The organism is Streptomyces sp. NPDC111507 (assembly GCF_055638955.1).
This window is the reverse complement of sequence record NZ_JBVKBU010000008.1, coordinates 358108-380704: the sequence shown is the minus strand read 5'-3', so window position 1 is coordinate 380704 and position 22597 is coordinate 358108. Positions and strand designations below refer to the sequence as shown.

The following is a 22597-nucleotide window of genomic DNA, read 5'->3' as shown; positions in this document are numbered from 1 at the left end:
CCGCCTTCAGCCGCGATACCGCCTGCCTCGCGCTGGACTGCCATGGGAGTCTTGGCCGTTGGAGAAGGGACGGCGGTATGGGGGAGACGGCAGACCGAGATGGCCGGGCGGTTCTGGAGTCGCTGGAGCGGGGCCAGGTCTGCAAAGGGGTGGTGTCGTCCATCGAGCGGTTCGGCGCGTTCGTCGACATCGGGGGCTTCCATGGACTGGTGAACGCTGCCGAGTTGACCTGGGCTCACCACTTCGACGCGGTGTCGGACATCGTAGAGATCGGGCAGGAGGTCACCATCGTCGTCCTGGACGTCGAACGGGAACGGGCTTCCTTCTCACTGAAGGCGCTTTATCCGGATCCGCTTGAGGAGTTCGCTCGTGTTCAGTTCGGTCGGGTGATCACGGGCCGAGTGGAGGGGGTTGTGAGGATCGGAGCGTTCATCCGTGTCCATGAGAATTTCGCGGGACTGCTTTCGATGCATGAGCTCGCAGAGCGCGATGCGGATGAGCCTGAGAGCGCCTTGCAGAATGGTGACGAGGTCATGGTCGAAGTCGTCGGCATCAACCTGTATAGGCGCCGGATCCTGCTGTCCCTCCGCTCGTGAAGGAGATATCGGCTCACGGCGGGGCTGGGAATTCCGGCACGGAGCCCCGAGCAGTGGAGGCATCTGAAGTGCGGCGATGTGATCACCATGCACGAACCCCGACCTGTTGTCGGCACGGTCACGGTGATCGAGGTCTTGCCGCCGCGCTCCTGAGCTCATTGCGTTGTCCCAGGCACGCCGCGAGCGACGGACGACCGACAGCCGTTGTCAGGGCTCGGGGTCAGCCAACCGCGCTGGTGCGGAAACGTCTTCCAGGTCACCGTCACCGTAGCGTCGATCCGCTTCTGGCTCGCGTCATGGACATCGCGTCCCAACTCAGCCGGCTGCCAGGGCATCTGCCCGCCTCGTCAGGTCCGCTGCGACGCGATGACAATCCGGTCGTGCAGCCACAGGTGCTCGGCGGCTTCACGCATGAGCGCCGGCTCGTCAGGTCGCTGCGGGAGCACCAACCGGTAGGACACGCGAACCCAGACCGGCAGACGACCATCGAAAAGGTCAAGGAGCGGCGCGGACTCGGTGAGCACCCTCTACAACAAGCCCCCGACCGGCTACCTCGCAGGACTCCACCTACGCGGCGCGATCATCTGGCTCCGTAGCCTCCGTGGAAGACCGGAACTCGGCACACGCTCTACGGCCGGTAGCGGATCTCCAACATCAAGCAGCCTCCGGTTGTCCGGTACGGGCCGTGTTCCATGCCCGGGGGCCGGGCGGCGAAGTCTCCGGCGCAGAAGGTCCGATCCAGGGTCAGGTCGTGCAGGTCGCCTTCGAGCAGATAGACCTCCTCGACCCACTCGTGCCGGATCACGCCGGAGAGCGAGGTGTCGAGGCCGGGCTCCCAGCGCACCAGCCGGGTCAGCACCTCCGGATCAGCGTCGTCCCTGCTCAGAATCCTCTCGGCGGTTCCGGGCTGCGGCCCGGTGTGCCACTGCATGGCGTCCGGTGAAAAGAATTCCCGCTCGTTCTTCATGTCAGTGACCTTCTGTGAGGAGTGAGGAGTAAGGAGCCGGGGTTGGCCAGGGCCCGCTGGAAACGTGACATATGCGGTCGGCGGTGTCGATGTCGTTGTCCAGAGTGGCCGGCAGACTCGGCAGCGCGCGCGTGTCGCCGAGGCGCGCCAGGGTCCGGACGGCCTCCTGGTGGCTTCCGCGCACCGGCGTCTGTGGCGATGGGGTGGCAGGACGCCAGGACGGCTGCGGCCTCGGCGGCGACCTCCTGATCGGCCGTGGTGAGCCGGTCGGTGACCAGCGGGAGGAGCAGGGTGCGGTCCCCGCGCCAGGTCCGCATCAGCTCCCCGCTCATACGGACCGCGTCCAGGCGTGAGCCGCGGTCGGGGCTGCGCAGCTGTTCGGCCGGCACCGCGGTGCGCTCTAGCACCCGGCCTTCAAGGGCTTCGTGGAACGTGCGCAGCAGGACCGTGGTCGGCGGGTGCACGCGCGTGCGGTGGTCGAGGTCCTCGAAGGCGGCGACGATCTGGGGTGCAGCTGTGTCGGTGGATACAGCCGGGCCGCTCGGGGCCGGTGCTGTCCGTCGCACGGGTATGGCGTGGGTGCTCTCGCGCAGCAGGCCGACCGTGGCCGGCACGACGTCCTCGCCGATCTCGTCCGGAGAGCAGCGGGCCCGATGGACCATGGCCGCGAGCCGGGTCACCGGGCCCTGGGCCGGGTCAGCGGCGAGCCCGGAGAGCCAGTCCATCACCTGGTGCCTGGCCGCCGGCATACGCAGTGCCACGGTGGCCGCCGCCTCCACGATCCGCATCCGCGCCGCGATGCCGCGCTCGGCGAGCAGCCGCACACGCACCATGGCGGTGGCCCGGTCGGCGTCGTCGAGGAAGAGGCCAAGCCCTCCGATCGCGGCCAGGCACACGTCCGGGTCGGGGTTACGGGCAAGTTCGGCGAACTCCGCACCCCGCGCACGTAGGAAAGCGACGGCCTGCCCATAGCCCGTCGGGGGTAGTACTCGATCTCGGTGCCGTCGTCCTCGGATCCCCGGTCGAGGGACTCCCGGCCGACACTGACCAGCAGCGCGACGACGGCAGCCCGGCCGGCCGTGGAGCCGTCTTCAGCCAGGTCGAACAGGAAGGGCAGGCCGACTGCGGTGGCCGGGTACACGTCGCCCTGGCGGTGGACCGCGCCGTAGAAGCGGTCGAGGGCCTCGCCGCGTTCCCCGGCGTCCGGTGAGCGCAGCGCCCACAGCAGCGTCGGTACCTCCTCAGCCGGGCCGTACTCGTGCTCCATCGACGCCCAGTCGATGTCGTGAAGTCCGTCGAACATGATCAGAACCATGCCACACGGCACTGACGACAACGGCCGTTCCGGACAAGGCTGTAGGACACCATCGGCTGCTGTCAGAGCTGCCGAGCCAGAGGCCTTGGACGAGCAGGCACGGCGCACGGCCAAGCACTTCGCCGTCGAGCAGCAGCATCGTGAGGAAGCCTGCCGTAGCCGGGAAACCGAACACCGTGGCAGGTCCATGATCACGTACCTCTCCTGGCACGCACACGACAAGGGGAGGACTATGAGAGGCAGAACGGCCTGGGCCCCGGCCGGTGGGGCGGTGGCCTTGGTGCTGACGACGGCGACCGGGGCGCACGCGGAGGGGCGGGGTGATGTCCAGGTGGTGAAGACCGTCGTCAACGGCGGTGGCAACGTCATCGTGGGGACGTCGAAGACGATCCGGTACCCGGTCGACATCACCGTCAAGGACAACTCGGGGGTGAAGGGGCTCACGAACGTCAGCACGTTCAACAGGGCGAGCGCCTACACCTTCGCGACCTGGAACGATGACTCGTCGTGCACGAAGAAGAGCGCGACGACCTCGGTGTGCCGGGCCACGCTCACGATCGACCCCGCCTGGATCGCCGACAGCGACGACATCGACACCAACAAGGTCGCCGGCGTCTGGCAGGTCAACGCGACCGTCAAGGCGAACGACGGCGACTACTGGATCTCCGACCACATCGCCGAGTACAAGGTCAAGCGCGCCGCCCAGCTCACCACGGTGATCACGCCCGAGAAGGTCGCCAAGGGCGCCAAGGCGACCGTCACCGGCAAGCTGTCGCGGGCCAACTGGGAGGACCGCAAGTACCACGGGTTCCCCGGGCAGCAGGTCAAGCTCCAGTTCAGGAAGAAGGGCGCAGCCCACTACAGCACCGTCAAGACCGTCACGACGGGCAACATCGGGCAACTGGCCGCCAGGGTGACCGTCACTTCGGCAGGCAGCTGGCGCTGGTACTTCCCCGGCACCACGACCACCTCACTGAAGGCATCGGCCGGGGACACCCTCAACCTCAAGTAGTCGGCGAACAGCGCCCCAGAGTTCTCGCCATGGTGCATCCCGTGGGCTGCACAGGCCCACAGGATGCACCCCTGGGTGCGAGCGGCACGGCCTCGGTGCGCGTACCGCCGGAGTCCGCAACCCGAACGTTCCGGCGTGCCGCCGCGGCTCGCCGTCCCGCGGCGGCACCACGACTGGCCGCCGATCTTGCTGGCTACGGCAACTGGGTATCGGGGGAGCGGGTGTGCGCACAGGGAGGCTTGGAAACGTCCTGGTCCGCCCACGTGTTTACGCGCTTCGAACCCAGTGCCACGCCTCTGCCACGCTGCTCCCCGCGCACGCACCGCCTGGCCGGAGCCGGGGTGGTCGACGGGGTGGCGCTGGTCTCCTCGCTCGCCGCCGGGCGGTGCCCGACGAACTCCCACTGAAACTGCGGGACCTGTTGCGCGATGCCGTTGACCGAACGGAACAACGAAGCCTTGGTGGGCGGCTTCTGTGCTGTTCAACCCCGCAGCGGGAGTTCAAGCAGATGGGGACTGGAAGTTGGTCCAGGTGAACCTGGGATCGGTAGGGGTCCCGGCAGAGAGAGTCTCGTCGGATGGACGTGCAGGGGATACTCGGGCTGTGGTGGACGTTGCCCACGGGGCTGGCGTTGGTCGGATATGCGTGTTCGCTGGCCGGGCTGACCCGGCCGCAGCGGGCGGTGTGGGTGATGGCGCGGGTCGTGGAGGTGCATCCGCCGGGGCACGGTGAGTCCGGTAAGCACGCGATACCGGTGACGATCGCGTACCAGGACCCGGGCACCGGGCGGGAGTTCAGACTGCGGCATGAGAACAGGCGCGGCGACCGGGTACAAGTGGCATGGGTGGGGCAGGAGTTCCCGGTGCGGTTTCCGCGGCGGCGGCCGGAGCGGTTCTACCTGATGCTGGACAGCGAGGGGCGGACCTCGGGGGTGGGCATCCCGAACTGCATGGTGTTCCTGCTGGTGCTGGGGCTGGTCGTCCAGTCGTTCTTCGTGTGGGGCTGGCAGTGGGGGCTGATCTGTGTCGGTGGGCTTCTGCTTCTCGTCGTCGCGTTGAGTCGGGACGACGAGTCCACGCGCGCCCGGGCCGCTCAGCTGGCGGTAGGCGTCACCGTCCAGGGTCGGGTGGTCGCCGTCACCAGGGATGTCTGTACCGACGGCGAGAGCAGCGAGAGCATCAGCCATGCTTCCGTCGTTGCCTTCACCACCCACGAGGGCGTCGAGGTCACCGCGCTGTGCACGCAGGGCATTCGGGACATCGCCGAGTCCCTCGGCCGCGACGTTCCCCTCCGTTATGCGCCCGCCGACCCGTCCCTCCTCACTGCCGACCCCGACCACGAACGCCGTGAGCGCGCATCGGACATCAAGTTCGTCGTCTCCCTGTTGCTCACCGGGATCGCCGCGATCGGGGTGGGCGGGTACTGCCTCCACCACCCCTGGTCCTTCACCTGACGATGCAGGTCAGGGCCGCCCAGAGGAGGGGCGAGTGCTGAATAGGGCCGCCGGTGCGCCACAGGTCGAGCCGCTCTCGCTGCCAGGCGCCGAGATGGTGGAGCGGGTCGTGGCCCTCGTGGGCCGCGTCCACGGCGACCACGGCCTCGGTGAGCGGCCGTACCGACTCCGGCAGACCGGCCAGGCGGTGGAAGGTGAAGCTGGTGGGGAGCACCCAGCAGGTGGCTGTCACCAGCTCCGTGCCGTTGTGGACCATCGTCGTCGCCAGACCGAACGACTCGGCGAAGCGTAGATCGCCGTCGCTCTCGCAGACGATCAGGGCGACGCGCGGCGGCGCGGGCCAGAGTTGAGCGCCAGGGACGCCGTCCGCGCGCAGCGGGAGCGTGCCCAGGACGAGGTCCTTCGCCGACAACGGGAGGTGGGTGGAGATGCCGAGTTCCTCGCCTTGATCGGCAACGACCTCACGGACTTCGCGAGCCCGGACGCGCTCGCCGCCTTCGCCGGCCCGGCTCCGGCACCGGCACCGAACGATTCAGGAAAGTGGAACGGCAACCTGCACCGCCCCCGCCACCACCATCGAGGTGTCCAACGCGTGTTCTGCATGTCCGCACTGATGAGCGCCCGCTACGACCTCAACTCCCGGACGTTTTATGACCATAAGTGTGCCGAGGGGAAATGTCGTACCCATGCGGTGATCGCACTCGCCCGCCGGAGAGTCAACGTCCTGTGGGCTCTGGTCCGGGACCGGAGTCTTACGAAGTCGCGGTGCCTGCCGCAACGGCACCCTGATCATCCGCACGCGCCGTGGAGTGCATCGAGGGCCATGACATCCTGTTGCCGTGCTTTTGAGTGATCACGCAAACAGTGCCGAACTCCGCCCGCTGCGTTATGAGTTCGCCGCGGCCCGAGGCAACCGCTACGACGACAACTGGCTGGTCGTCGGCGGCACGGTAGCAACTTCCGAAGGAGGATGGTCCTTTGCTGATCCGTCTCTGCTGACCCACGAAGCGCGCCAGGTCGCCGTCTGGCTGCGGGGGGTGGCCGAGGGGACAGTGGCCGTCACCCGACCCGAAGCCGATGGCTATGTGTCCCCGGACACGTGGTTCAACGAGCCAGTCCTGGCCTTCAGCCTTGCAGACCGAAGCGAGGCCGGGGCGGTGATTCGCGTGCACCTCTCCCTGGAGGCGGCGCCCCCATGGCAGCAGGGAGATCACAGGGCGGACATCTACCAGTACTTCGTGAAGGTGCACGTGGATGCAGTTGCACTTCTTCATGCAGCTGAGCAGTGGGATCTTGCCCTGGCATCCTTTCCCACTCGCTGATCGGCGTCAGTCCCACCTGGACTCCCATCGATCGCCTGACACAGGCCCCCAAGCTTCACTTGGCCATGGGGAAGCCACTGTGCGTCCCAGTTGGTCACTCCGGTGCTCGGCTTGGTGACAGCGCCCGCCGTCGCCGGCCGGGTCGGTCAGGGCGGCGTCGGCCGTCAGGCCCGTGACCGGTTCACTTCATCGTGGTAGGCGGTCATGATCGACCTTGGCATACTTTGCGAAATGAGGTCCATGGATCCGTTCCGCGACGAAGCCCGCAGCCGGGGCTTGCCGGAGGACGAGGTCGAGCGGTGGCTCGGCACCGTCCGTCTCTGCGCGATGCTGAGCCCCGCTGGTCAGGCGCCACCCGACGGCCCGGTGGCCGGACGGCTCGGCGGGCTGCCGCCGATGCCCGAGGACGAGCCAGTTCCGGACCTGCCGTTCCTCGCCTCGGTCAACCTCGCAGCCATCCCACCGGGCGCGACGGACCTCCCGCTGCCGAAGGACGGCACGCTGCTCTTCTTCGCGGACACGGAGGACCCGTGGAGCGGCGACGACTGGTTCCGGCTCGTCTACCTCCCGACCGGCACGTCCGTCTCCGAACGCGGTCCGGGCGGCGAGTGGCCGCCGCAGGTCCACCCGGCCCAAGACCTACATCTGACGATCGAGCCCTCGCTGCCCAACCGCGGCTGGGACACCGAGGAGTTCCCGCACGGCAGCGAGCTGGGCTCGGTGTGGTGGAAGACCTGCGGCGAGATGCAGACGGACGGACCGGTGCAGATGGGCGGCTACCCCTGGGTCTGGAACGGGGATCCCATCACGGAGCACGACCACGGCCCGGGCGACTGGGTGCTGCTCGCAGAGGTCGGTGGCGACGACCTGACCGAAGGCGAACTGGGCATCGTCTACTGGGTGATTCGCCGGGACGACCTGGCCGGCTGCCGCTTCACCCGGGCCCGGGCCTGCTTCGACATGGTCGGCTGACGCAGCCCCGGGCGAGACGCGTACCCTCACGGAGGCCACGCAGCCCGGCTCCACCCGCGCGCCCGGGGCGATCAGCTCATCCAGCCCGCACATGTGCGACCACACCTGGCCCGCAATGCTTGAGCGCACCCTCCATGAGCCCAGCACAGCGGTCGCCCCCGGCATCGCGCCCGACTTCACCAGAACCGACATCAGCACCATGAACGCGTCGCTGTTCTCCGGCCAACCGTGATGCTCAAAGCGGCTTCCCCACGGAGAAGTCAACCCGCGAGAGTCAGGTCGTCTGGGAGGGCTTTCCCTGGCGGATGGTCTTGACGGCAAGCACTGGATTGATGGGTTCGACGAGTTGCTCGGCAGCGACGGCCACGAGGTGGGCCGGGGCATCGCCGTCCAGCAACCCGCTCACGTACTGGAGGGCCTGGGCAGGAGACAGCACCGGCAGCCCCTGCCGCAGAGTGCGCACGGCCTGCATGCGCCCGCGTGTGGCGGCAACTTCGCATATCTCATCGTGTAGATCGTCTACCGGGGTACGGACAGCAAGGCCCCGTATGCGAACGCGGTAGTCGGCCTCCCACTCCCCGCCCATCGAGGACACGACTCCGATCGTGTGCAGCCCCCCGTCGATGCGGTCGACCAGGTACGGCCCGTTGCCGATCAGCATGGCGCTGGGGTTCCCTGTGCGTATGAACTCCACGGACTGCCAGTAGATGATCCACACCAGCTCGTGCTTCTCGACACGCACCACAGCCGTGCGTATCGAGTCCACGCCCGCAGCCGACCACTTTTGATACTTGCGGTCGAGTTCTTCCTCAGCGATCCGAACTGCGGCTTCTCGCTCAATCACGTGTGCAGCATGCCCCATCAACCCCGAGCCGACCAGCAAGTTTCGCGACCCAGAGAGCGCGGTGAGCGCCCATGCCCACGGGAATGTCCCTGAACGCTCCGCCTCTGCGGGCGACGGCTAGAGATCTTTAACGGTGCGGGTTACGGCGGTTGGATGTGACTGAGCGCTTCAGCGGGTGGGCGGGTGAGTCGGCGACCAGAGTGTTCTGCTCCGACGGCGCGGGTGGGGCGGTTGACCTCGGCGTCGTGTGTCGGCTCTGGGCTTTGGTATGTCAGTGGCGCCGGTTATGTTGCCGAGCATGACAAGTTGGATCGGCTGCGGCGTCGTAGCGTGGATGGAAGAAAAGCGGTACCGGGAAGACGAAACCGTCCTGGTCTACTTCAAGGGGACCAGTCTGGCTGCCATGGCCGATCGTCTGTCCGCTCGGCACCGGCCGCCGTTCGCCTACAGCAGCGACACAGCAGCCGGCGACTGGGGCGTGATCGTGCACCACATGTTCAACAGCGACGACTACGACGAGTTCGACTACCGCGAGCTGTGCCCCCAGGGCGTTGAGCTGATGGTGTTCGTTCCCAACCCGTGCGTTGCCAAGGCCCACGGGCCCAAGGCGTACCACTACAGGGATGGCCGGATATCGTCCTGCATCGACTACGAGGATCCCGACTACGTCGGAGAGTACTGGCCCAACAAGATGGCCCCCCTCATTACGGCGGCCGGACTTGACCATCAGAACGAGTCCTACGAGGAGCAGCTGACCCAGCTGATCTGTGACCACCTGGGGTTGCCCGCACTGGATCGCGACACCATCACGGTGGACCGTGCGGTGAGCTGGTCGAGGCTGTGTGTGGCGAGGTTGGCCAGTGACCTCTTCAGGTGCGCCCACACACCTTCGACCGGATTGAACTCTCCGGGACGTCACGCCACGGGACGCCGGTGCGGGTCCGAAAACCGTATGCCGTCGATCAGCTGCCGCCTCGTCCCGGTCGGTGGACGTCCAGGCTTCTTGTTCCGTCGACCCAGGTTCCCTGCTGCCCGAGCTCGGAGCGCATCGCCTCATCCAGCGGCGACCAGTCCGTGGCCAGGACCTTCTCCCGAGCCTGATTGCAGCGCCACGCCACTGTCGGTCCGGGAGCCAGGATGGCGAGGTGGAGCGGCACGGCCGCCAGTGTCGAGCGATGAAAGTCGGGGTGGGAACGGCGGACCGCGACATCATCGAGTACGGGGATGAAACCGGCCCGCGCGAAGCTGTCCGCCAGAAGGCACGCATAGCGGGCCCGCAGGAAGATCTGCCGGTCGGCTTCCGGGTTCGCGGTCGGCGAGGGCCATTGCCCACCGCTGACGATCATCCCCTGGAGTGCGTCCACCTCAATGTGGGCCGACATTCGCAGGCGGGTGGCCAGCGCAGCGGCCACCGTGGACTTCCCGCTCCCGGGGATGCCGGCCAGCAGAACAGCCCCGGCGGCCGGCGCGCGGTCGACGGACACCAGATCCAAGCTCACACGAGCTCTCCAGGCACAGATGATCAGCGCCTTGAGAGGGTACGCGCTGCCCCATGACTCGCCGAGTCGGGCACTGCTTGACCCACTATCGGCACACGTCCTAGTGCTCTGAGGAATGGTCACGGGGAGCGGCTCGGCCGCGGAGTGTGACGAGGGCCAGTAGCGCGGAGAGCAGTGCGGCTGAGCCGCAGACGACGAAGCCGATGGAGTAGCCGTGGCCGAGGGCGTCCAGGGCGAGTGGGTGCAGGTCGGCCAGTTTTGGTGACGCTGCGGAGGCGCCGTTGACCGCGAGTGGGCCGCCCTCTTGGAGTACGGCGGTGCCTGCGCCTTTCAGCGCCCCGGGCAGGGCGGAGTCGTGCAGGGAGTCGGAGAAGGTGCTCGCCGCGCGGCTCAGGGCCACGGCGCCGATGACGGCCGGGCCGAGGGTGAAGCCGAAGTCTCGCAGCAGGTTGGTGGTGGCGCTGGCCATGCCTGCCAGGTGAACTGGCACGGTGTTGACGGCTGTTGCCGTGATCGACGAGACGGTGATCGCGAAGCCCAGGCCGACGAGCCCGAGCGGCAGGATCAGTGAGGTGAAGGCGCTGTCGGTGATCGGCAGCGTGGCCGCCCAGTAGTCTCCCGCCGCGATCAGCAGCAGCCCCGCGCCGAGCAGCAGCCCGGGTGCCACGGTTCTCAGCAGCCGCTCGGTCAGTGGCAGCATCACCAGTGTGATGCCGTTGAGCAGGACGAATGCCAGGGCTGTCCGCATCGGTGCCTGGTCCTGTACCGGGCCGAGCCGGATGCTGACGGAGTAGGCGGTGCCCAGGAAGGCGAACATGCCCACCACGGCCACGACCGAGGCCACCGCGAAGGCGCGGTTGCGGAACAGGTCCAGGCGAAGGAGCGGGGACTTGGCGCGCTTCTCGGCCAGGACGAAGGCGGCGAGGAACACGGCCGCCAGGACGAAGGCGATGACGATCGAGGGTGAGGCCCAGCCGTCCGTCGGGCCCTGGATGATGGCGTAGAGCAGAGAGAACAGGCCGAGGCCGATGGTCAGTTGGCCCGCTATGTCGAGTGAACGTCCTGCGGGTGCGCTGGAGTTGACTACGAACAGGGTGCTGACGGCGGCGCTTGCCGCGGCGATGGCGGTGACCACGACGAAGGACCATCGCCACGAGCCGTAGGTGGCGGTGATGCCTCCGAGCAGCGGGGCGAGGAATCCGCCGGTGGAGAGCAGGGCCGCCCACATCGCGATGACCCGGGCCCGCTGTGCGGGTGTGGTGGTGCCGGCGGCCAGGATGGCCAGTGACGTCGGGAAGAGGGCGGCGGCGCCCAGGCCTGCCAGGGCCTGTCCGGCCCAGAGTTGGTGGATGCCGGGGGCGGTGGCGCTGACCAGCTCGCCCACGGCCAGCAGTGAAGCGCCGCCGACCAGCAGCCGCTTGCGGCCGAAGAGGTCGCCGAGCAGGCCGAACGTCAGCTCCAGTACGGCGACCGGGAGCAGGAAGGCGTCGGAGATCCAGGTGAGCTGTGAGCCGACCGGGTGCAGGTCGGACTGGAACAGCCCGTTGAGGGTGGCCGGTATGGCTAGACCGATCTGGGCGAGGCAGACGGCGAGGAGACCGGCGACCAGGGTGCCGGTGGTCAGGCCGGTCGCGGTTCTGGCGGAGGTTTCGGTCGTCATTGACACGGAGGGCTCCTGAGGCGCGCAAGCTTGAGGTGGGGTAGGGACGCTTCGGGGTCAGCGGGTACCGGTCAGACGATTCGGCCGGTAGTCGGTGAAGGCGGCGCCGTCGAGGCCCAGTTCGTCGGCGCTGTGCTGGAGTTCGGCGGTGGTGGCGGAGTTGGCCCAGTGCCCGGTGTCCAGCCGGTGCTCCACGGCGTGCAGCCCGGCGAGCGCTTCGGCGGTGGTGAAGTTGCAGTGGCTCTGACGTGCCACATAGGCCTGTCGCAGCAGTGCGGAGTCTCCGGCCCTGCGCACCCGTCCGGCGAAGGCCGATTCCTGCTCGACGGGCACCAACTGGTCGGCGGTGGTGTGGATGTCCAGCAGCGGCATGTCCAGGCCCTGTCCGGCGGTGGAGGTCCGCTTCAGATGAGCCACCGCCGCCGGGTCGGCTGTGATGTCCGCACCGCGGGTGAGTTGGTTCAGGTCGGTGCGCAGGTCGAGTCCGGCGTCGCGGTAGAGCGCTTCGACCTGCTTGGCGTGGGCGGACTTGCGCAGCAGCCCGGCGTAGTCGACGCCCTTGTTCCAGGACGTGTTGCCGCCGGCGGACTGCTCCACCGACCAGCGTGCCGGGACGATGAACCCGAGCAGGCCCTGAGCGAGCCATGCGTATTGCTGCTCCTCCTGGCCCGCGAAGTCGTCGCGCGCGGGAGGCTGCTGGCCGGGAGCCCAGTCGGCCAGGTTGAGGTAGGCGGCGGCCAGGGCGATCCGGGCGCGTCCCGACGGGGTCTGCTGCGCCGATTCCACCGCCTTCGTGAGCCGGTCGGCGAGGGCGCCGGCGTCGGTCTGGCTGTCCAGGTTCACGAGCTTGTCGGCATCGGCAGGGTCGAAGAGCGTGGCCAGGGTGTACTCGGCGTCCAACTGGTAGTTGTCCAGATCCACGCCGCCCGCGACCAGGCCGCACAGGCCGAGCGCACCGTCGACGCGGCCCGCGCCGTCGCGGGCGATCTGGGCGTTGATGAGGCCGCCCATGGACTGGCCCACCGAGATGACCCGGGTGGGTGTGCCGACCTGTCGACGGAAGGCGGTGAGCGCGGCGAGCTGATCCCGCTCGGCCGAATCGAGCGCCCACATCGAGCCGTTCGGGTCGTAGGAGGAGCCGACGAGGGCGTAGCCGGCGTTCAGCAGGGCCTGGCGCACCGCGGTCGACGGGGCGTCGGCGGCGGTGGTCGGTCCGAAGCCATGGCTGAACAGCAGCAGGCTGCCGTTCCACTGCGCGGGCTTGTCCGCGATCCAGGTGGCGCCGTCGGACAGGGTGCCGGAGTAGTGATCGGCGGTCGTGGCCCGGGCGGCGGTCGCCGGCCCGATCAGGGCGGTCGCGAGGGCGGTTGCGCAGGCGGCGGCGAGGGTCGAAAAACGGGGTCGGGGCATGGCGGCGGCTCCGCGAGTCGAGGGGGACCGAGTGGGGGAGCGAGCTGGACGAGCGCTGCGAATGTAGGGCTCTTTTTTCATTGCCGTCAATACACTGCCCAATAATGAGACAGGCCGGTCCGCGTCTGGATGCGCGGGGCCCGGGTGCGGATCAGTCCAGCGTCAGGGTGTCGAGCAGTCGGGCGGCCGCGCGTGCGGCCGGGCGTTCCCAGCGGCTGGCCAGGCCGCGGAAGACGGTCTCCGCCTGAGCGGCGGGCCAGTCCCCCGGAAGGTGCTCGGCGGGCAGATGCGGGTCCCGTCGCACCAGGTCCAGCCAGTCGGTGTGCAGCAGGAGCTGGCCGGCGAGTTCGTCGCCGGAGACCGCTTCGGGCAGCGGGTCGGTGCGGTCCCAGCGCTCCAGGAACGCCCGGTACCGTGCACCGATGGCCGGCACGTCGAACGCCTGCTCCAGCACCTCGCGGACGTCGGTCGGTGTCTCCACTTCCGCCCGGAACACCCGCAGATACGGTTCCAGGCCGAGGCCCGCCACCATCTCGCGGACGTCGACGCGCGCAGGGGCCACCCACAGGCCGTTCTGCAGCGGGCCGAAGCCCGCCCAGATGAGCCGGGAGCGCAGGTCGTGCCGTTCGCGACTCCATGCCTCGGGCAGCGAGAAGCCCACCATCGTCCACCGGCCGTCCCAGTCCCGGTTCACCGCGCCGGTCTGCCAGATACGGTCTCTTCCGTCCGTCAGCACCTGGACGGCGTGCGGCGTCAGGCCGAAGTAGGTCTTCCGGCCCTGGCGGCGACGCTCCAGCAGACCGCGTTTGACCATCCGGTTCAAGGTGGTCCGCACCGCCTCCTCGGTACTGCCCAACCTCCCGAGAGCAGCGATCACGCTCCCCGACGACACGGCGATGGGCCGCCCCAGCACGTGAGCGCCGAAGAAGGTCAGCATCACGGACTGGGTGCGCGGCTCGGGACCGCTCTCGGCGGTCGGTCCTGCGGCGACATCGACACTGGTCACCGGCACAGCGTAGGCCCCGGGCGAACGGGTGCTGCCTTCCGGACGCAAAATGTGTCATTTCTGTGACGGCGATCGAGGAATGGCCCGATGTCGGCGATCGGGGCCGAGGGTGGAAGGCAAGGATGGAGCCACAGCCCGGCAGACGGCCGTGAGGTCGGCCTTGTTCGGCGACGCGCGAGCCGCGAACCGTGAGCACGATGGCGTCGAGCAGGCCACGAAGCTCTCCGCCGACGCCGGATACCGGCCGGCCGACATCCGTCAAGCCGCAGAAGACGAGAAGGGGGCAGGGAATCCGGCCCGATGAGCGACCACTCACCTGGAGCCGTCAGGGAACCGCACCACGGTGATGCGGACCCTCACGCATGAGCGCGGCCACAGCAGTCCGAACAGACTCTGTCTGACGCGGGTACGACGCCGGCAAGAAGGTGCCGGGCCGCGAGTGGCATGTGGCGGCGGACTGCCTGGGCCTGCTGCTGGTCGTGCTCGTCACCTCGGCGAGCGCGCAGAACCGTCACGCGGCCGTGCCAGTGCCAGTGCCAGTGCCGGTGCCGGAGCGCGTGCGCCGAGGTACGTGCTCGACCCCCAGATGCGGATGCTCGTGAACGAGCGCGGTCACCTGAGCCGGGTCGGGTCGGGTCGAGTTGCGCCGCGAAAGAAGCCGACGCCGTCCGTCCGCAGTACCTCGTTCGCCCGCTTGAGCTGGGCGTTCTCCCTGCGCAGGACCGTGAGTTCGTCGGTGATGAGGCGGTCGTCGCGCTTGCCCGGCGCAACGCGACAGCCTCCGAGCGACAGAGGCGGGCGGCACGTGGGGGAGACGCTCCACCGGCGCCTTGGCCCTCACATCGGGTTCATCCGGGGCCGGGCGGCGCAGCCGTGGTGCGCCGTGCCACCAGCGTGGGGGAGAGCTTGACCTGGACCGACGGCTTGACGCGGTCCGCGATCCGTTCCAGGAGCAGACGGGCGGCGTTCCTGCCGATCTCACGACCCGCCTGGTCGACGCTCGTCAGGGAGATCGGGCCGAACGCGGCGAAGGTCGTGTTGTCGTAGCCGGCCACCGAGATGTCACCAGGCACCGACAGCCCGGCTTCCGCGACCGCGTCCAGTACGCCCATGGCGACGATATCCGCGCCCGCGAAGACGGCCGTGGGCCTGTGGGGACGTACGAGCAGCTCCTTTGCGCCCTCGTACCCGCCCTGCTGGGTGTAGCTGGTGGAGACGACGTCGATCCCCTCGTCCAGGCCGAGGGTCCGCATGGCCCGCCGGTACCCGTCGGCGCGCTGGGCGTTCGGCATCTCGGCGATGCGGGTCGGGTCGGTCTCGTGGTGCTCGATGTGGGCGATCCGGCGGTGCCCGAGTTCGGCGAGGTGGCCAACCACCAGGGCCGCGCCCGCCACGTCGTCGTCCGCGACGGTGTCGTAGACCGGGGAGTGCCCGTGGCGGCCGACCACGACGGTCGGCACGACGGACGCGACATGGTCGAGATGGGCGCGCGGCGACACCGGGGCGACCAGTACGAGGCCGTCCATCCCGCGATCGGTCATGGCCTCGGTGACGCGGGCCTCCTCCTTCTCCCCGTTGCAGCCCGGGCCCAGGAGGACCTGGTAGTCGGTTTCGTCCAGGAAGCCGGTGATGCCGTCGAGGATCTCGGGGAAGAAGGGGTTGCGGATGTCGGGCAGCATCACGCCGATCGTGTACGTCTGACCGCGCAGCCCCCGCGCGGCCGCCAATGGCCGGTAGCCCAGTTCGTCGATCGCACGGCGCACCTTGGCCCGCATCGTCGGGCTGGCTCCGTAGGCGTTGCGCAGCACCTTGGACACGGCGGTCGTGGAGACCTGGGCGTGACGGGCGACGTCGACGATGGTGACGCGGCGGGGCGATGCGGGCGGCTCCATGTGGCTTCCTCCGATGCCGTGGGCAACGTTGGCGAAAGTGTACGGACAAACCCCCCGCCGGGTAAGAGCGATCACCGTTGATCCGGCCGGGTGGCCGGGAGAGTCCTCGTAACAATTGTGCAGCGTGCACGGCATCTTGACGTCATGCGAGGCGCTCTCTATGGTCTGGCAGCACCCCGTGGGAAACGTTACCCATTGACTCATCAGGGACACGCCTCCTGGCGTCGCCCGCACTCCACAACCCGAGGAGTCGGCAGGTACTTCACTCCGTCGAGCCGGTGCACCCCCTCGCCAGGCTCTGTTTGAAACGTTTCAAGAAAGCAGGTCCGCCTGTGGCCCCAGCCCCGAACGCCCAACTTCCGGATCGCGACCACGCTCCGGACGGCGTCCCCGCCGCCTCTGCCCGTCATGCACGCACCGCGCCGCCCTGGTGGTTCATGGCGCCGGCGCTGCTGCTGTTCGCCTTCGTCGTTCTCGTGCCGAGCGCCCGTGGTCTGTCCTACGCGTTCACCGACTGGGACGGGCTCGATCCGCACTACTCCTTCGTGGGGCTGGGCAACTTCGCCGACATGTTCCGCGACGGCGATGCGGTCCAGGCCATCTGGCACACCCTGCTGATCGCCGTGTCGATCACGGTCGTACAGAACGCGGTGGGGCTGCTGCTGGCGCTCGGCGTCAACTCGGCCATCAAGTCCCGCAACGTACTGAGGGTGTTGCTGTTCGCCCCGGCCGTGATCACCCCCATCGTCACCGCCTACCTGTGGCGCAACCTTCTGGGTCCGCAAGGGGCGGTCAACAGTCTGCTCGGCGCCTTGGGGCTCGATTCCTGGCGGCAGGACTGGCTGGGCAGTCCGCGCCTTGCGCTGTGGGCGGTGGTCGGAGTGATCGTGTGGCAGTTCGCGGGCTACTCGATGGTCATCTTCCTGGCGGGGATGCAGTCGGTGCCTCAGGAGATCCATGAGGCGGCAGCGCTCGACGGAGCCGGTTCCGTACGGCGCTTCTGGTCGGTGACCAGGCCACTGCTGGCCCCGGCGTTCACCATCAACCTGATGCTGTCGATCATCGGCGGGATCAAACTCTTCGACCAGGTGTACGCGTTGACCGGCGGCGGCCCCGGCCACGCCACCGACACCCTGTCGACCCTGATCTACAAAGACGCCTTCACGCTCGGCGAGTTCGGCTACAGCATCGCCCTGGCGGTGGTCCTGACGATCATCGTGGCGGTCGCCTCCACCGGGCAGTACGTCGTGCTGTCCCGCAGCGAGAGGGCCGCGTCGTGAACCGCTACCGCCCCCGCACCCTCGCGCTGGAACTCTCGATGATCGCCGTCGCCCTGGTCGTCGGCTTTCCGGTGTACGTCCTGGTCAACCTCGCCCTGCGGCCGGCGTCGGACACGTCGTCCCCCATCCGCCCGACCGGTTCGCCGACCCTGGAGAACTTCACCCGCGCCTGGCAGCAGGGCGCGCTGGGCGGTGCCCTGGCCAACAGCGTCCTGGTGACCGTGTGCAGCGTCGTGATCGTGCTGGCTGTCTCCTCCCTCGCGGCCTGTCCGCTGGCGCGCGTCACGGCCCGCTGGTCACGGGGCACGTACCTGCTCGTCCTCCTCGGACTGGTGCTGCCCTTCCAGCTCGCGTCGCTCCCGATGTACCAGACCATGCGCGACCTCGGCCTGCTCGGCACCCCCTGGGCACTGGTCCTGTTCTACTCCGGTCTCCAGGTTCCGTTCACCGTCTTCCTGTACGTCGGCTTCCTGCGCGCCCTGCCCCGCGACTTCGAGGACGCGGCACTGATCGACGGCTGTACCCCACTGCAGAGCTTCCGCTACGTGGTCCTGCCGATGCTCAAACCCGTCACCGTGACGGCTCTCGTGCTCAACACGGTCGCCGTGTGGAACGACTTCTTCACCCCGTTGCTGTACCTCAGCGGCAGCGCTCAGCAGACCATGCCGGTCGCGATAGCCGGTTTCGTCGGCCAGTACGTCACCGACTGGAACCTCATCTTCGCCGCACTGGTGATCAGCATCCTGCCCGTGCTGTTCGTCTACTTCCTCCTGCAACGCAGCATCATCAACGGCTTCGCCGGAGGGCTGCGGGGATGACACCCGCCTTCTTCTCCTCAAGGGAGACATCATGAAGACACGCACACTCACGGCCCTGGTCGCCGCGACGACAGCCGCCGCCCTCCTGGCCGCCTGCAGCGGCGGGACCGAGGCCGGCTCCGGCGGTGGCTCTCGGACGCTGACCCTCGCCTCGGTCGACCAGGGCTCCGTCGAGGACGTCGTCAAGGCGTTCGAGACGGCCAACCCGGGCGTCAAGGTCCGCTACACCACCAGCGGAGCAGACCAGTACCAGCAGCAGATCCGCACTCAACTCTCCTCGGGCACCGCACCCGACGTGATGTCGGTCTGGCCGGGCAACGGAAACCCCGGCGCCACCTACGTCCTGGCCAAGCCGGGCTACCTGCGTGATCTCTCCGACCAGCCCTGGGCCGCCAGGATGCCCGACGCGATCAAGAGCGTCGCCCAGTACCAGGGGAAGACGTACAACGCGATCTTCGGCCAGAACGGCATCGGCGCCGTCTACAACCAGCAGGCCGTGGCCAAGGCCGGACTCACCCCGCCGGACACCTGGACGAAGCTGCTGGCTTTCTGCCGAGCGGCCAAGGCCAAGGGAACTCCCGCCTTCGCGCTGGGCATCCAGGACAACTGGGTGACCCAGCTCGTGCTGTACGCACTGGTCGCCACCACCGTCTACGGCCCGGACCGCGACTTCGACAAGAAGATGCGGGCCGGACAGGCCACATTCGCGCAGTCGCCGTGGACCACCGCCCTCGACAAGTACCTGACGATGCAGAAGACCGGCTGCTTCCAGCAGAACCCCCTGGGCACCAACTACGAGGCCAGCCAGCAACTCGCCGCCACCGGCAGGACACTCGGCATCATCCAGGGCAACTGGGTCATCGCCCTCCTCAAGCAGAAGAACCCGCAGGGCACCTTCACGCTCAAGGCACTCCCGGCGACCGACACCCCGTCCCAGACCCTCGTCCCGGCCGCGGCGGGCGCCGGATACGGCATCAACGCCAAGGCGAAGAACCCGCAACTGGCCCTGAAGTTCCTGAACTTCGTGATGTCACCCAAGGGCATGAACCTGTTCGTCAAGAAGCAGGGCGGCCTGCCTTCCCTCCCGGACACGGGTTTCGTGGTCGACCCCTCGCTCACCGAACTGTCGCAGTTCATCCGGACGAACCGCACCGTGCCGTTCATGGACCAACGCTGGCCCGACGCCAAGGTGCAGCAGACCATGCTCAGCGGCCTCCAGGAGATCTTCAGCGGGCAGTCCACACCCCAGAAGCTCCTCAAGGAGATGGACATCGACTACAAGGCCGGCTCGTGAGCGCGATGCCGGGAACTGACGGGACGACGGAGTGAGCGATGACATACATGACACGGACGGCGTGGAGCCGGAGTACGAAGGCGGCAGCGATGCCGGCGGACAGCGGACGGGGCCTCGCCGCCGAACCGTGCTCGCCGCCGCTGCCGGCGCGGTGCCGGTCGTGGCCGGTGTGATGGGTGGCGGCGCGAGCGCGCAGGCAGCACCGACTCGCTCCATGGAGGGCGGCGCAGTGTACGGACTGACCGTGGAACACCGCACCGACCCGCTGGGTATGGACGCCGCGCACCCCCGCTTCGGTTGGCGCATGCGGTCCGCCGGGCGCGGGCGAAGCCAGGGCGCCTACGAAATCCTCGTGGCCGGCTCGCCGGGCAGGTTGACCGGTGGCCGCGCGGACGTCTGGAGCAGCGGCCGCGTCGACTCCTGCGAGTCGGTGGCCATCCGTTACGGAGGCAAGCCCCTCAAAGCCTCGACCCGCTACTACTGGACCGTCACCGTCTGGGACACCGCGGGCCGCCAGGTCGGCAGCGGACCCGTGGGCTGGTTCGAGACGGGCCTCATGAGCACCGACGGCGTCACCGGCTGGGACGACGCGCACTGGATCGGGATGAAGGGGAGGGTACCGAACTCGCCTGGCGCGCCGATGCTGCGCACGGAGGCACCGTTGAGGGGCCGGGTCCGCGAGGCGCGGCTGTACGTCTCCGCCCTCGGGGTCTACGACGCCTACGTCAGTGGCCACCACGTGACCGTCCCGCAGGACGGCGGAACCACCCTCGAACTGCTGCCCCCGGGCTGGACGAACTACGACGTGCGCGTCAACTACCTCACCTACGACGTCACGCAGCTCGTGGCCCGAGAACAGGCCGTCGTCACCCTGGCGGCCGTCCTGGGCAACGGGTGGTACAACGGCCGGATCTCCGACGGCAGCACCTACTACTCCGAGCACGGCAATGCCCTCGCCCTCAAGGCCAAGCTGCTGATCCGCTACTTCGACGGGACGACCCAGACCGTCGTCACCCGGCCGGACGGCCCATGGAAGGCCACCGACACCGGCCCTTTCCGTATCGACGACATCTACGACGGGCAGACCTACGACGCCCGCAGGGAGCTGCCGGGCTGGACGTCGTCCGGCTTCGACGACTCCGGTTGGTCGGACACCGAACACGTCCCCTTCGAGACCACGTACCCGGACGCCCGACTCCTCGGCTACCCGGCCGAGACCGCCCGGCTGATCAGCCGCTGGGACCGCCGCCCCCAGTCGATCACCGTCGCCACCGGGGTGACCGGACAGGACGAAAGCCCCCACGGCAGAGGCCGTGTCGTCGTGGACCCCGACCGCACAGTGACCGACCCGCACAGGGCGGCCTCCACCCCGGTCACCATCGGAGCCGGCGACACCGCCATCTTCGACCTGGGCCAGAACATGGTCGGCGTACCCCGCTACAGCCTGCACGGCCCGGCCGGCGCCCAAGTTACCTTCCGCTTCGGTGAGATGCTCAACGACGACAGTGCCGGCGCGGACGGCCCCGAAGGCTCCGTCTACCGGGCCAACCTCCGCAGCGCCAAGGCCACCAGCACCTACATCCTCAAGGGCGACCGCCACGGGGAGACCCACCAGGACTCCCTGACCTTCTACGGTTTCCGCTACGCATCCGTCACCGCGACGGAAACGGTCACGATCACCGGCCTGACCGGCAAGGTCGCCACCTCCGCGATCCACGAGACCGGCACCGTCACCACCAACGATCCCGACACCAACCAGCTGATCAGCAACATCCGTTGGGGCCAGCGCGGCAACTACCTCTGGGTGCCCACCGACTGCCCGCAGCGCGACGAACGCCTTGGCTGGACGGGGGACACCCAGGTCTTCTCCGCCACCGGCTTGTACAACGCGGACGCCGGAGCGTTCCTCAGCCATTTCCAGGGCACCGTCGTCGACTCCCAGACCATCTACGGCATGGACAAGGACCAGTTCACCGGAGTCGCACCCGGCGGACGCTACAACTTCCCAGGCGGCGGCAGTGGTTGGGCGGACTGCGGGGTCGTCCTCCCGTGGACCCTTTGGCAGATGACCGGCGACCCGGGCGCCGTCGAGAGCAGCTGGCCCGCCATGACCCGCTATCTCGACTGGATCCGGCAGCAGACCGGCGACACCTACGCCGGGCAGGGCTCCCTCACCGGCGACTGGCTCGCGCCGCAGAAGACCAGTGCCCAGCTCATGAGCGACGTCTACTACGGCTATGTCGCCCGCCTGATGGCACAGATGGCCCGAGCCATCGGCCGCCCGGCGGAGGCCGCGACGTACGAGCAGCTCTTCGGCAACATCAAGAAGGCGTTCACAAAGAAGTACCTCAGCACCGACGGCGGCACGGTCACGCTGAGGTCCAGCCTCGGCGACGCCTCCCCGATCGAGCCGGGCTCCGATCCCCAGCAGAAGACCGAGGACAACAGCCAGACCGCCCTGCTGTGGGTGCTGAAACTCGGCTTCTACGACACCGAGGCCCAACGCCGCACTCTGGTCGGCCTGTTGGCGGACAACGTCGGCAACGACGCGGCCTACAAAGCGGCGCACCCGAACAGCAGCCGGGTGAAGTACGCCGAGAACACGCTGTCCGTCGGCTTCCTGGGCGTCAACGTGCTCGCCCCGGTCCTCAGCGACGAGGGTCGCGCGGACCTGGCGTACGACCTGCTGCACCAGGACGCGCTGCCGTCGTGGCTGTACTCGGTGAAGAACGGCGCCACCACGGTCTGGGAGCGCTGGAACTCCTACTCCAGGGAAGCCGGTTTCGGCCCGGTCAGCATGAACTCCTTCAACCACTACGCCTACGGCGCCGTCATGGAGTGGATGTACGCCTACATGGCGGGCATCGCCCGCGACCCGGCCCACCCGGGCTTCAAGCACTTCGTCCTCCAGCCGCACATCGATCCCACGGGAAGGATCACGCACGTCACGGGCTCGCACGAGTCGCCGTACGGCGAGATCAGGAGCGAGTGGAGGGTCGGTGACGGGGGCAAGACCCTCTCGTACGACGTGCTGGTGCCGGCCAACAGCGAGGCCACTCTGCGCCTTCCGGCCGTCTCGGCCGATTCCGTCCGCGAGGGGCACTCTCCGCTGGCCCTGGTGGACGGCGTGCGGTTCCTCGGGCATACGGACGGCGTGGCCTCGTACCGGCTGCCGTCCGGCTCGTACCGCCTGACGAGCAGGCTTCGCTGACCCCGTTCGAGTGTGCATGGGGGCCTGCACGGCCAGCTCTGAAACG

19 protein-coding genes and 1 pseudogene are annotated in these 22597 nt (G+C 68.4%); 10 read left to right on the top strand and 10 right to left on the bottom strand.

Features of this window, described 5'->3' with window-relative positions; translation table 11 throughout:
* The first annotated feature begins 77 nt into the window (after positions 1-77).
* On the top strand, positions 78-596 hold the full coding sequence (locus ACZ7M2_RS31100) for a S1 RNA-binding domain-containing protein (protein WP_471598122.1): 519 nt from the start codon (positions 78-80) through the stop codon (positions 594-596).
* Positions 597-943: 347 nt separating this feature from the next.
* Here the strand turns inward: ACZ7M2_RS31100 and ACZ7M2_RS31095 are convergent, their stop codons facing one another.
* From ACZ7M2_RS31095 to ACZ7M2_RS31085, 3 genes are all read right to left on the bottom strand, one after another.
* Entirely contained in the window at positions 944-1120 is a 177-nt protein-coding gene (locus ACZ7M2_RS31095) for a hypothetical protein (protein ID WP_352049713.1), read from the bottom strand.
* A gap of 104 nt (positions 1121-1224) precedes the next feature.
* Positions 1225-1563: a cupin domain-containing protein gene (locus tag ACZ7M2_RS31090; protein ID WP_471598121.1), complete on the bottom strand. Its 339-nt coding sequence runs from the start codon at positions 1561-1563 to the stop codon at positions 1225-1227.
* Positions 1560-2459 carry a hypothetical protein gene (locus ACZ7M2_RS31085; protein WP_471598120.1) on the bottom strand — a complete coding sequence of 300 codons (900 nt, stop codon included), beginning with the start codon at positions 2457-2459 and terminating at the stop codon, positions 1560-1562. Before ACZ7M2_RS31085 ends, ACZ7M2_RS31090 begins: the two co-directional genes overlap by 4 nt.
* Positions 2460-3110: 651 nt before the next feature.
* On the opposite strand from ACZ7M2_RS31085, the gene ACZ7M2_RS31080 reads away from it, so the two are divergent.
* Entirely contained in the window at positions 3111-3890 is a 780-nt protein-coding gene (locus tag ACZ7M2_RS31080; RefSeq protein ID WP_471598119.1) for a hypothetical protein, read from the top strand.
* A gap of 577 nt (positions 3891-4467) precedes the next feature.
* Positions 4468-5343 carry a DUF3592 domain-containing protein gene (locus tag ACZ7M2_RS31075; RefSeq protein WP_471598118.1) on the top strand — a complete coding sequence of 292 codons (876 nt, stop codon included), beginning with the start codon at positions 4468-4470 and terminating at the stop codon, positions 5341-5343.
* On the opposite strand, the gene ACZ7M2_RS31070 is transcribed toward ACZ7M2_RS31075, so the two are convergent.
* Positions 5336-5755, bottom strand: a complete 420-nt coding sequence (locus ACZ7M2_RS31070) for a hypothetical protein (protein ID WP_471598117.1) — start codon at positions 5753-5755, stop codon at positions 5336-5338. The two genes, ACZ7M2_RS31075 and ACZ7M2_RS31070, sit on opposite strands and share 8 nt — an antisense overlap.
* A gap of 18 nt (positions 5756-5773) precedes the next feature.
* Here ACZ7M2_RS31070 and ACZ7M2_RS31065 point away from each other — a divergent pair.
* The 3 genes and pseudogenes from ACZ7M2_RS31065 to ACZ7M2_RS31055 form a co-directional block, all read left to right on the top strand.
* Positions 5774-6132: pseudogene (locus ACZ7M2_RS31065) on the top strand (transposase); the annotation flags it as partial.
* A gap of 50 nt (positions 6133-6182) precedes the next feature.
* On the top strand, positions 6183-6665 hold the full coding sequence (locus ACZ7M2_RS31060) for a WapI family immunity protein (protein ID WP_471598116.1): 483 nt from the start codon (positions 6183-6185) through the stop codon (positions 6663-6665).
* Between the two features lie 231 nt (positions 6666-6896).
* The gene (locus tag ACZ7M2_RS31055) at positions 6897-7637 is read left to right on the top strand and encodes a DUF1963 domain-containing protein (RefSeq protein ID WP_471598115.1); all 741 of its coding nucleotides are present in this window, start codon (positions 6897-6899) and stop codon (positions 7635-7637) included.
* 274 nt (positions 7638-7911) lie between these two features.
* Here the strand turns inward: ACZ7M2_RS31055 and ACZ7M2_RS31050 are convergent, their stop codons facing one another.
* The 6 genes from ACZ7M2_RS31050 to ACZ7M2_RS31025 all read right to left on the bottom strand — a co-directional run bounded on the left by ACZ7M2_RS31050 (position 7912) and on the right by ACZ7M2_RS31025 (position 15948).
* Complete coding sequence (locus ACZ7M2_RS31050) at positions 7912-8481, bottom strand: YrhB domain-containing protein (protein WP_471598114.1); 570 nt, start codon at positions 8479-8481, stop codon at positions 7912-7914.
* 962 nt (positions 8482-9443) lie between these two features.
* Positions 9444-9965 carry an adenylyl-sulfate kinase gene (locus ACZ7M2_RS31045; protein WP_471598113.1) on the bottom strand — a complete coding sequence of 174 codons (522 nt, stop codon included), beginning with the start codon at positions 9963-9965 and terminating at the stop codon, positions 9444-9446.
* A 115-nt stretch (positions 9966-10080) separates the two neighbouring features.
* Positions 10081-11640, bottom strand: a complete 1560-nt coding sequence (locus tag ACZ7M2_RS31040) for an MFS transporter (RefSeq protein WP_471598112.1) — start codon at positions 11638-11640, stop codon at positions 10081-10083.
* Between the two features lie 57 nt (positions 11641-11697).
* On the bottom strand, positions 11698-13050 hold the full coding sequence (locus tag ACZ7M2_RS31035; RefSeq protein WP_471598111.1) for an alpha/beta fold hydrolase: 1353 nt from the start codon (positions 13048-13050) through the stop codon (positions 11698-11700).
* Positions 13051-13201: 151 nt separating this feature from the next.
* Positions 13202-14062, bottom strand: a complete 861-nt coding sequence (locus ACZ7M2_RS31030; protein ID WP_471598110.1) for a PaaX family transcriptional regulator — start codon at positions 14060-14062, stop codon at positions 13202-13204.
* Positions 14063-14904: 842 nt separating this feature from the next.
* On the bottom strand, positions 14905-15948 hold the full coding sequence (locus ACZ7M2_RS31025) for a LacI family DNA-binding transcriptional regulator (RefSeq protein WP_471598109.1): 1044 nt from the start codon (positions 15946-15948) through the stop codon (positions 14905-14907).
* 332 nt (positions 15949-16280) lie between these two features.
* Between ACZ7M2_RS31025 and ACZ7M2_RS31020 the strand changes: the two genes are divergently transcribed.
* From ACZ7M2_RS31020 to ACZ7M2_RS31005, 4 genes are all read left to right on the top strand, one after another.
* Positions 16281-17228 (top strand): carbohydrate ABC transporter permease, encoded by a 948-nt coding sequence (locus ACZ7M2_RS31020; RefSeq protein WP_471598108.1) that lies wholly within the window; start codon positions 16281-16283, stop codon positions 17226-17228.
* Complete coding sequence (locus ACZ7M2_RS31015; protein ID WP_471598107.1) at positions 17225-18046, top strand: carbohydrate ABC transporter permease; 822 nt, start codon at positions 17225-17227, stop codon at positions 18044-18046. Before ACZ7M2_RS31020 ends, ACZ7M2_RS31015 begins: the two co-directional genes overlap by 4 nt.
* A gap of 31 nt (positions 18047-18077) precedes the next feature.
* Entirely contained in the window at positions 18078-19340 is a 1263-nt protein-coding gene (locus ACZ7M2_RS31010) for an ABC transporter substrate-binding protein (protein WP_471598106.1), read from the top strand.
* Positions 19341-19512: 172 nt separating this feature from the next.
* Positions 19513-22551, top strand: a complete 3039-nt coding sequence (locus ACZ7M2_RS31005; protein ID WP_471598167.1) for an alpha-L-rhamnosidase — start codon at positions 19513-19515, stop codon at positions 22549-22551.
* The last annotated feature ends 46 nt before the right edge of the window (positions 22552-22597 follow it).

What these genes read in the sequence shown, in the direction of transcription:
- ACZ7M2_RS31100 (WP_471598122.1), top strand. Translation starts at nt 78, where the DNA reads ATGGGGGAGACGGCAGACCGAGATGGCCGGGCGGTTCTGGAGTCGCTG.
- ACZ7M2_RS31090 (WP_471598121.1), bottom strand. Translation starts at nt 1,563, where the DNA reads ATGAAGAACGAGCGGGAATTCTTTTCACCGGACGCCATGCAGTGGCAC.
- ACZ7M2_RS31080 (WP_471598119.1), top strand. Translation starts at nt 3,111, where the DNA reads ATGAGAGGCAGAACGGCCTGGGCCCCGGCCGGTGGGGCGGTGGCCTTG.
- ACZ7M2_RS31075 (WP_471598118.1), top strand. Translation starts at nt 4,468, where the DNA reads ATGGACGTGCAGGGGATACTCGGGCTGTGGTGGACGTTGCCCACGGGG.
- ACZ7M2_RS31055 (WP_471598115.1), top strand. Translation starts at nt 6,897, where the DNA reads ATGAGGTCCATGGATCCGTTCCGCGACGAAGCCCGCAGCCGGGGCTTG.
- ACZ7M2_RS31040 (WP_471598112.1), bottom strand. Translation starts at nt 11,640, where the DNA reads ATGACGACCGAAACCTCCGCCAGAACCGCGACCGGCCTGACCACCGGC.
- ACZ7M2_RS31035 (WP_471598111.1), bottom strand. Translation starts at nt 13,050, where the DNA reads ATGCCCCGACCCCGTTTTTCGACCCTCGCCGCCGCCTGCGCAACCGCC.
- ACZ7M2_RS31025 (WP_471598109.1), bottom strand. Translation starts at nt 15,948, where the DNA reads ATGGAGCCGCCCGCATCGCCCCGCCGCGTCACCATCGTCGACGTCGCC.
- ACZ7M2_RS31010 (WP_471598106.1), top strand. Translation starts at nt 18,078, where the DNA reads ATGAAGACACGCACACTCACGGCCCTGGTCGCCGCGACGACAGCCGCC.
- ACZ7M2_RS31005 (WP_471598167.1), top strand. Translation starts at nt 19,513, where the DNA reads ATGGGTGGCGGCGCGAGCGCGCAGGCAGCACCGACTCGCTCCATGGAG.